Raw genomic sequence first — 8,701 nt, forward strand, 5'->3', positions numbered from 1 at the left:
TAAATCACCCCCCAGATGGCAAAGGCGTAATTGGCGGGAATAATCTGCACCTCTGCAAACAACAGGTTAGACAATCGACCAATGTTAATGCCGTTGGGCGGTTTAATGTTCGACAGGGCATTAACCGCGATGCTGCCCCAAATGGCCCCCAGGGTAGCTAGCTGCCGCAGTCGATCGGAATCCCCAACAACAGGTTTCATTACATCTCTTTTCCGACGCTCCCTACGTCAGCATAGCATCTCTGTGGTCATCCCTGAGAGCCGCGCCAGCGCCAAGGCCCTATGCCACAATGAAAGTGCCGCAATAAAAAATCGTGAAAACATCGCGTCTGTTCTGGTGTCTAAGGTAACCATGAGCCGCACTTACAAAGCTACTGGCATTAACCTCAGAGCCATGCCCATGGGTGAACACGATCGCCTGCTCACCGTCTTAACTCAAGAGCATGGGTTGATTAGGGCGATCGCCCCTGGTGCCCGCAAACACAAATCTAGCCTAGGGGGACGCAGCAGCCTGTTTGTGGTTAATCGACTAGAAGTCGTCCATGGGCGATCGCTCGACAAAATTATCCAAGCCCAAACCACTATGTCCTTTCCAGGTTTGAGCCATAACTTGGGCACCCTGATGGCTAGTCAATACTTGGCAGAGCTAGCCCTCTGTCAGGCTCTCAGCAATCAATCCCAAGCCGACCTCTTCTCCTTGTTAATCGAACACCTTACCCGCCTAGAGCACCTAGTGACCAGTGCATCCCCAAGCCAGCCCCTCCCTAGCATGGTGGTCATGCACCTGTGCCATGCTAGTTTTCACCTGTTGGCATTGGCTGGGGTTGCCCCCCAAGTACATGCCTGTTGCATTACCCAGCAACCCCTAACTCCAGTAGTGAATCAAGCTGACTGGTGGGTTGGCTTTAGCAGTGCGGTTGGGGGAACGATCGCGATGACAGTGAATCCACTCCCTGATCTGACAGTGCGGCTAACCGCTCATCAACTCACTCTCTTACAACACCTAACGGAACCTGATTTACCGTGGTCAGAGGGGCAAGAGAATGTGCCACAATCATCAATGGTAGTTCAAGGGGCATCTGCATCGATAGGTAGTCCAGCCCTATTGCATGACTGGTTAACGATCGAGCGCCTCTTGCGACACCATGCGCAGTATCACTTTGAACGCCCAATTCGGTCTGCCGACCTGATGGAAAGCTATCTTTCCATTGCCCAATGCTCCGTTTAGTGTGCCTATGTTTCGCTCCTCCGACCTAGAAACCACCGAGGATTCTCAGTGTTTGACATCGCCTGAACAACGAGATGCCTCACTGGCCCAAGGCATAGCAACGGTACCCTCATCGTCAAATGAGGTAAACGGAGCAATACCCCACGCTGCAACCACTATAAATAGCGCCTCTGGGATAGAGCCATCTCCGTTAGAGGCTGAGGACGAAGACCATGGATTCTTGCCTGTGCTGAGAAACCTCAACTTTCTGACCCTATGGGGTGGACAGGTTTTTTCTCAATTGGCGGACAAAATTTATCTGGTGTTGATGATTGCTATCATCGATAGCCGATTTCAGGGCGCAGGGCAAAGCATTAGTGGCTGGGTGTCATCGGTGATGATTGCCTTCACCATTCCAGCCGTGCTGTTTGGATCCATTGCTGGAGCCTTTGTTGATCGCTGGTCAACCAAGGCCATCCTTGTGCTGACTAATCTATTCCGAGGATCCCTAGTGTTAAGTTTGCCGCTGTTGCTGTGGCTCTCTCGCGATTGGGCACCTATCAATGGCCTGCCGATCGGATTCTGCTTTTTACTCGGAATTACATTTCTGGTATCGACCTTGACCCAATTTTTTGCCCCCGCCGAGCAAGCCGTTATTCCCCTGTTGGTGCCTCACCATCATTTGCTGTCTGCCAACTCCCTTTACACCACCACGATGATTGGCTCGGTGATTGTTGGGTTTGCTGTGGGGGAACCTTTACTGGCGATCGCTGATCGCCTAGGGCATTGGTTCAATCCAGTGTGGGATTTAGGCAAAGAAGTAGCTGTGGGTGGAGCCTATATCATTGCTGGCCTACTGCTTATGTCAATTCGGATCCGAGAAAAGCTCCCTGACTATTCACAGCATCCAGAGCCACCCCACATTCTGCAAGATATCTGGGACGGCATTCGTTACCTGCGTGAGCAACCCCACATTCGGGCTGCCATGGTGCAACTCGCTATTCTTTCCTCCATTTTTGCTGCTCTGTCAGTCCTGGCTGTGCGCCTAGCGGAAGTATTGCCAGAAATTGAGACTGACCAATTTGGCTTCCTATTAGCGGCGGGCGGTGTTGGCATTGGCATTGGGGCTGTGGGTGTGGGGAATTTTGGCAAACGGTTAGGCAGCCTCACACGGCTGAGTGTCTATGGCTCGATCGGCATGGGTGCTAGTTTGATTGGCATTGCCCTAGTGTCGCATCGACTGATTCCTACCTTGGGGATGATTACTCTGTTAGGGATCTTTGCTGCCTTGGTGGGTGTACCAATGCAAACACGGATCCAAGCAGATACACCAGAGGAAATGCGGGGCAAGGTGTTCGGTTTACAGAACAATGCTGTCAACATTATGCTGAGCCTACCCTTGGCTCTCACCAGCGTGGCAGAGACGCGGCTAGGGTTGCCATTGGTCTTTTTGGGATTGGCGGGGATTACGATCGTCGGTGGCTTGTTAACCTGGTATAGTTCCGGTAATAAATAACAAGCTTATAAACCTGAATGCATATCGCGTGGCTCGGAAAAAAATCCCCCTTTTGCGGCAACGTTACCTATAGTCGAGAAATCACCAATGCTCTGCTCGATCGAGGGCACCATGTCAGTTTTTTACACTTTGCCCAAGACGATGAAACAGCTAACGGATTGCCCGACTATCAAGAAGTTCCGTTACCATTTCTGTACAAGTCTCAAATTTATACCATCCCTACCCTGGGAGCACGTAAGATACTTACCCAGTCTTTGTCTGAGTTACAACCAGATGTGGTGCACGCCTCCCTAACGTTGTCGCCGTTAGATTTTGTGTTGCCGGAAATCTGTGAAGAGCTAAATCTGCCGCTAGTTGCGACGTTCCATCCTGCCTTCGATCGCAAGCGCCGTAACCTGACATCAGGTACCCAACACCTCACCTATCAGCTCTATGCCCCCTTCCTAGCCAACTATGACGCAGTTATCGTGTTTTCTCAAATTCAGAAGGACATCTTGGCACGCTTAGGCGTGCCCCTAGAGAAGCTAGCCGTGATTCCCAACGGTGTGGATACCCAGAAATATTCCCCCGGTCGATCGCGCCTTAAAGCTGAACTAGGAGCTAAGCATGTGTTTTTGTACATGGGACGCATTGCCCCTGAGAAAAACGTAGAGTCCTTGCTGAAGGGATGGAAGCGAGCCAACATGGGCGATGACTGCGCCTTGGTGATTGTTGGGGATGGCCCTTTACGCTTGCCCCTAGAAACTGCCTCTGCCCTTGATGACACCATTGTTTGGTGGGGCTATGAGCCGATCGAACAACGTCGGATCGAAGTGTTGCGGGGAGCCGATGTGTTTATTTTGCCGTCCTTGATTGAAGGGTTATCCCTATCTCTGCTAGAAGCTATGGCCTGTGGATTAGCCTGTGTGGCCACAGATGCTGGAGCTGATGGCGAGGCGATCGCAGGTGGGGCAGGTGTAATCTTGCAGACAGAGGGTGTTGCTACCCAGCTTAAGGTATTGCTACCCCAGTTGCGTGACCATAGTGGCTGGGTGTCGTTGATGGGGCAAGCAGCCCGACAGCGAGTGCTAGAGCGCTACACTCTGAGTCAAAACATTACTCACCTAGAGGCTCTTTACCAGCGAGTGTTGCAACCACAATCATTAGCGAGTAAAGTCTAGACCCCAAAGACCCAAAGGCTAACGCAAATTAGACCCGGTGCTGCTCCAGCGGTCTGGAATCTGTCAAATAGGCATAATTTCGTCAGCCCTCACGCTACAATCAATATCCACCTGTTAATTTTGCATTTTCAATGGCTAAGCGATCGCACCTATGAGCAAAGGGACGTTGTTTGATAAGGTTTGGGATGCACACACCGTGGGAATCTTGCCCTCTGGCCAAACCCAACTATTCATCGGGCTACACCTCATCCACGAAGTCACCAGTCCCCAAGCATTCGCCATGATCCGAGAGCGGGGACTGGCAGTGATGTTTCCCCAGCGCACGATTGCCACAGTGGATCACATCATCCCTACGGAAAAGCGCGATCGTCCCCTCCTCGATCCCCTGGCTGAAGAAATGATGCAGTCCCTAGAGCAGAGTTGTCGTGAACATGGCATCACCTTTTACAATGTAGGATCCGGAAAACAGGGGATTGTGCACGTGATTGCCCCAGAACTGGGGTTGACCCAACCTGGCATGACTGTAGCCTGTGGAGACAGCCACACCTCTACCCACGGAGCCTTTGGGGCGATCGCCTTTGGCATCGGCACCAGCCAAGTGCGGGATGTACTGGCCTCCCAAACCTTGGCCCTGAACAAGTTGAAGGTACGCCGCATTGAAGTCAACGGTAACCTCAAGCCTGGAGTCTATGCTAAGGATGTAATTCTGCACATCATCCGCAAGCTGGGGGTCAAGGGTGGTGTGGGTTATGCCTATGAATATGCAGGCAGCACTATTGAGCAGATGAATATGGAAGAACGGATGACCATCTGTAATATGTCGATCGAAGGTGGTGCTCGCTGTGGATACATCAACCCAGATCAGGTGACGATCGCTTACCTCAAGGGACGTGAATTTGCGCCTACAGGTGCTGCTTGGGATCAGGCTGTGAGCTGGTGGCTGAGCATTGCCAGCGATCCGGATGCTATTTACGACGATGTGGTGGTCATCGATGCGGCTGATATTGCACCTACAGTCACGTGGGGCATCACGCCTGGTCAGGGCATTGGCGTGGATGAGGTCATACCCACCCTAGAGATGTTGCCAGAAGAAGAACGAGCCTTGGCAATGGAAGCATACCAGTATATGGACTTGACTCCCGGTACTCCCATTAAGGGCACTCCTGTGGATGTGTGTTTTATTGGCAGTTGCACTAATGGCCGCATCAGTGATTTGCGAGAAGCTGCCAAAGTAGCCCAAGGGCGGAAAGTTGTCGATGGCATCAAAGCCTTTGTGGTACCCGGTTCAGAGCAGGTGAAGCAGCAGGCAGAAGCCGAAGGACTTCATGAGATCTTCCTAGCAGCAGGGTTTGAATGGCGCGAACCTGGTTGTTCTATGTGTTTGGCAATGAATCCTGATAAGTTGCAAGGACGACAAATTAGTGCATCGTCTTCTAACCGCAATTTCAAAGGCCGACAAGGCTCTGCATCGGGACGAACCCTGTTGATGAGTCCAGCCATGGTGGCCGCAGCAGCGGTGACAGGTCAAGTTTCTGATGTGCGATCGCTGGTTAGCTGACCGTCTTGTGGCAAGATTAAGGGTGACGTTCTCAATCAAGCAGGTCATGGGTTACCAGCAACTGATTCAAACCCTGAAAGCCAGCCTTCTGGTGATTGTTTTCCTATTGCTTGGCATCGGTCGGGCACCACTAGCTTGGGCAGCATTACCCGCTGGCAATGCAATTACCGACGGCAAGGCAATTTTACGATATGCGCTGCCAATCGATAATCGCACAGTGCGCGACTTGCAGGCCAGTTTAGAAGACATTGCTGTGCAACTACGGGGCAAACGCTGGAACCCCATTAGCAAAGATGTGAGCAAAGCAGCATCTATCATCCGCGATAAACAAGATAAGCTGCTGGCTAGCATTCCTGCCGATCGCCAAGCATCAGCCCAGGCCCTGATTGCTGACTTGCAAGCCGAAATTGCTAACCTGCAAGCAGCGGTAGAGTCTAAGCAGAAGGAGTCAGTGTGGATTGCGCGGAGTAAGGCACTAGATCTGGTGGGACAACTAGAGGAACTCATGGTAACGACGTTTCCCTTTGAGGTGCCCGCAGCCTACAGCAACTTACCCCAACTGCGAGGACGAGCAACCGTGGTGATGAACACTAACAAAGGCCAAATGACAATCGTAGTCGATGGTTATAGTGCTCCGGTTACCGCTGGTAACTTCGTTGATCTCGTCCAGCGAGGTTTTTATGATGGCTTACCCTTCATCCGGGCAGAAGAATCCTATGTACTGCAAACAGGGGATCCTGATGGCCCAGAGGTTGGATTTGTGGATCCTAAAACAGGCAAATACCGAGCTATTCCCCTAGAAATTTTGGTGGATGGTGATCAAGCTCCTACCTACGGCATTACCCTAGAGGATGCAGGTCGCTATCAAGATATGCCAGTGTTGCCCTTTTCTGCTTACGGTGCCCTGGCGCTAGCACGTCCCAGCGACGACCCCAACGGCGGCTCATCCCAGTTCTTTTTCTTCCTGTTTGAGCCAGAACTGACTCCAGCCGGACGCAATCTATTGGATGGACGCTATGCCATCTTTGGTTACGTCACTGAGGGCAAGGAAGTGTTAGAGCAGCTTAAGCAGGGAGACATTATAGAAACGGCGCGAGTGGTCAGCGGCTTAGAAAATCTAGTTCAGCCGTCTTAAAGGGATGATGTATCTAGGCAGGATTGGAGCTAGATTCACGTAGTGCTCCGCTAGGGAAGGATGAGGCGGGTGCCTCTGGAGCGATCGTTGCCAAGATGTCTTGACGGAGGCGATTAAGGGTAGTGTCTGGGTTTAGTTGGTGCAGCAGCTCATGCAGCACAGTGTCAGCTCCTTGAGGCCCCCAGGTACAGCCCTGCTCTAGGTAGCGCTTAGTGGCTTGTCCCACCCGATAGGCCCCCCACCCAGCCAGGCTAGCTTGGGCGATCGCAGTGCCTGCGTAGGCGGCAATGCCAGCAGCACTATCCAACGCTGTGCCCACAGCAGCAGCACTCTTACCCATCCCTAGCAACAATCCGCTGCCCAATTCGCTGAGCAATAGCCCCCCTGCACTCCCCAAGATGGTTTTCAGCAATGCCCCAGCTTGGTGGCGAGTAATAGGCAACCCGTAGAGTTTAGCCAAGGCACGAATCATGGCAAGGTCACTAAAGAGGCCACCCACAATATCTAGACCTGCGATCGGATTCAGGGCTACTACCAACGCTTTAGTACGAGCAAAGCGCCAAATTACTTGGTCAGCCTCCTGTTCCCAATGGTCTAGGGTTTGGTGGGCGATCGTTCGTTCTACCTCCCGTGCCTGTCGCAGAGCATTGAGGGCAAGCAGCGATCGTCCTTCTCGGTTCAACAAATCCAATATTGCTTGACGCAGGGCAGTGATTTGGGGTGATGGGGTTTCGTGTTCATAGCGCACGGTACCATCGGGCAGCTCAATGCGCACAGGAATAGGGGCTGGATCTGCTGATACCAAGACAATATCGCGTAGGGTGACGGGTGCCGCAGCTTGGTCTAGGGTCGCCCATTTCTGGAGCTGACGTAAGATGACCTGGCGATCGTAGTCAGGATACAGGTCAATTTTGTTGAACACTAGAATCAACGGCTTGTGGGCAGTTCTCAGCTCCTGTAGCGCCTTGTATTCTGTGCGAGTAATATCCCCCGCTACGATGAACAAAATTAAATCTGCCTGTTGAGCAATCTGTCTGGCCAAATCGGCTCTAGCTTCCCCGTCAATTTCGTCTAGTCCGGGTGTGTCAATTAGCTCCACCTGCACCTTGTCGCTGTCTACCGCCGTCCAGCGTACTGTGTGGGGAAACTGCGTCACCCCGTGCAGTGGCCCCGTTTGCAGCACAGGACGATTCAGCAAAGCATTGAGCACCGCAGACTTACCCCGACTCACCAACCCAAAGGCTGCAATCCGAATGACGCGCTGCTCTAACTTGGTTAGGGTATTCGTCAGGGTCTCCACATGGCGTTGCATAGCAGCCTTCCAGGCCACAGTATTAGGGCTGGCCATTGCCCGCTCTGCCATACGTAACCGAGCCGTGTAGCGATGCACTGCCTCCCGTAAGCTTAAGCGTGCCCGGTTATAGTGAACCTCCTGCTGAGTCCCCGTCACTAGTGTGTCTCCTCAGTTACATCCCAACAGCTATATCAATCCCAATCTAGCACTCGCAGGAACTGGGGGATGATGCATTCTAGCCCGAAGGGACAGAAACCACCGTTGGGAAGGTTCCAATTATTGCAGATTACTGCTAGCCGATCGTGGAGGTTGTGCGGCTTGCGCTGAAACTTGTTGGGAGTACATGGCCCGTAGTACCAATGCTGGATCCACCCATTGCCCTTGATAACGCAGCCCCCAATGCAGATGAGGCCCAGTGGTACGTCCTGTCATGCCTACTCGCCCAATGCGCTCACCAGAAACCACAACTTGTCCTTGAAAAATCTGGATACCACCATCGCGATCAATCAAGTAGCGCTGTCCCCTAGATACCTCAACTCGTCCCTGCATGTGGCAATAGATATGCTCCCATGTGTCTGAGACAACAATAACTGATGTTCCACAATTTCCGTCATCCGAAACTTGCACAACCGTCCCTGTCCACCAATTGCGTACATAGCTGCCCATGGGCGCTGCCATATCTAAACCGTGGTGAAATTCGCGACGATAGGAGCCATCAGGAGCCTGACGATAACCAAACGGCGATGTGTATTGCTGAAAGTTTTCCACCGGAAACGATGCGCCTTGCCAGTTACTGCCAGTAGCTACAGCATTGGCAACCAGTTGGGCTTGC

The 8,701-nt window shown here is 52.3% G+C and carries 8 protein-coding genes; 5 read left to right on the plus strand and 3 right to left on the minus strand.

Going from position 1 to position 8,701, the window contains the following annotated elements; all coding sequences use genetic code 11:
* Positions 1–200: tryptophan-rich sensory protein (locus NZ772_08765; protein MCS6813645.1), on the minus strand; the 200-nt coding region annotated here is incomplete at its 3' end.
* 151 nt (positions 201–351) lie between these two features.
* Between NZ772_08765 and recO the strand changes: the two genes are divergently transcribed.
* The 5 genes from recO to NZ772_08790 all read left to right on the plus strand — a co-directional run bounded on the left by recO (position 352) and on the right by NZ772_08790 (position 6,575).
* On the plus strand, positions 352–1,227 hold the full coding sequence (gene recO / locus NZ772_08770; protein ID MCS6813646.1) for a DNA repair protein RecO: 876 nt from the start codon (positions 352–354) through the stop codon (positions 1,225–1,227).
* 7 nt (positions 1,228–1,234) lie between these two features.
* Positions 1,235–2,722 (plus strand): MFS transporter, encoded by a 1,488-nt coding sequence (locus NZ772_08775; protein ID MCS6813647.1) that lies wholly within the window; start codon positions 1,235–1,237, stop codon positions 2,720–2,722.
* Between the two features lie 17 nt (positions 2,723–2,739).
* The gene (locus tag NZ772_08780; protein ID MCS6813648.1) at positions 2,740–3,882 is read left to right on the plus strand and encodes a glycosyltransferase family 4 protein; all 1,143 of its coding nucleotides are present in this window, start codon (positions 2,740–2,742) and stop codon (positions 3,880–3,882) included.
* 151 nt (positions 3,883–4,033) lie between these two features.
* Positions 4,034–5,440, plus strand: a complete 1,407-nt coding sequence (gene leuC, locus NZ772_08785; GenBank protein ID MCS6813649.1) for a 3-isopropylmalate dehydratase large subunit — start codon at positions 4,034–4,036, stop codon at positions 5,438–5,440.
* A gap of 46 nt (positions 5,441–5,486) precedes the next feature.
* On the plus strand, positions 5,487–6,575 hold the full coding sequence (locus NZ772_08790; protein MCS6813650.1) for a peptidylprolyl isomerase: 1,089 nt from the start codon (positions 5,487–5,489) through the stop codon (positions 6,573–6,575).
* 13 nt (positions 6,576–6,588) lie between these two features.
* Here NZ772_08790 and NZ772_08795 read toward each other — a convergent pair whose 3' ends face one another.
* Positions 6,589–8,025, minus strand: coding sequence for a GTP-binding protein (locus tag NZ772_08795; protein ID MCS6813651.1), 1,437 nt, complete (start codon positions 8,023–8,025; stop codon positions 6,589–6,591).
* 120 nt (positions 8,026–8,145) lie between these two features.
* A partial coding sequence (locus NZ772_08800; protein MCS6813652.1) for a M23 family metallopeptidase occupies positions 8,146–8,701 on the minus strand: 556 nt, incomplete at its 5' end.

The sequence above is a fragment of the Cyanobacteriota bacterium genome, from assembly GCA_025054735.1.
Lineage (GTDB): Bacteria > Cyanobacteriota > Cyanobacteriia > SKYG9 > SKYG9 > SKYG9.

Excerpts from the sequence above, each read along its gene's own strand:
- recO (MCS6813646.1), top strand. The coding sequence starts at position 352 with ATGAGCCGCACTTACAAAGCTACTGGCATTAACCTCAGAGCCATGCCC.
- NZ772_08775 (MCS6813647.1), top strand. The coding sequence starts at position 1,235 with ATGTTTCGCTCCTCCGACCTAGAAACCACCGAGGATTCTCAGTGTTTG.
- NZ772_08780 (MCS6813648.1), top strand. The coding sequence starts at position 2,740 with ATGCATATCGCGTGGCTCGGAAAAAAATCCCCCTTTTGCGGCAACGTT.
- leuC (MCS6813649.1), top strand. The coding sequence starts at position 4,034 with ATGAGCAAAGGGACGTTGTTTGATAAGGTTTGGGATGCACACACCGTG.
- NZ772_08790 (MCS6813650.1), top strand. The coding sequence starts at position 5,487 with ATGGGTTACCAGCAACTGATTCAAACCCTGAAAGCCAGCCTTCTGGTG.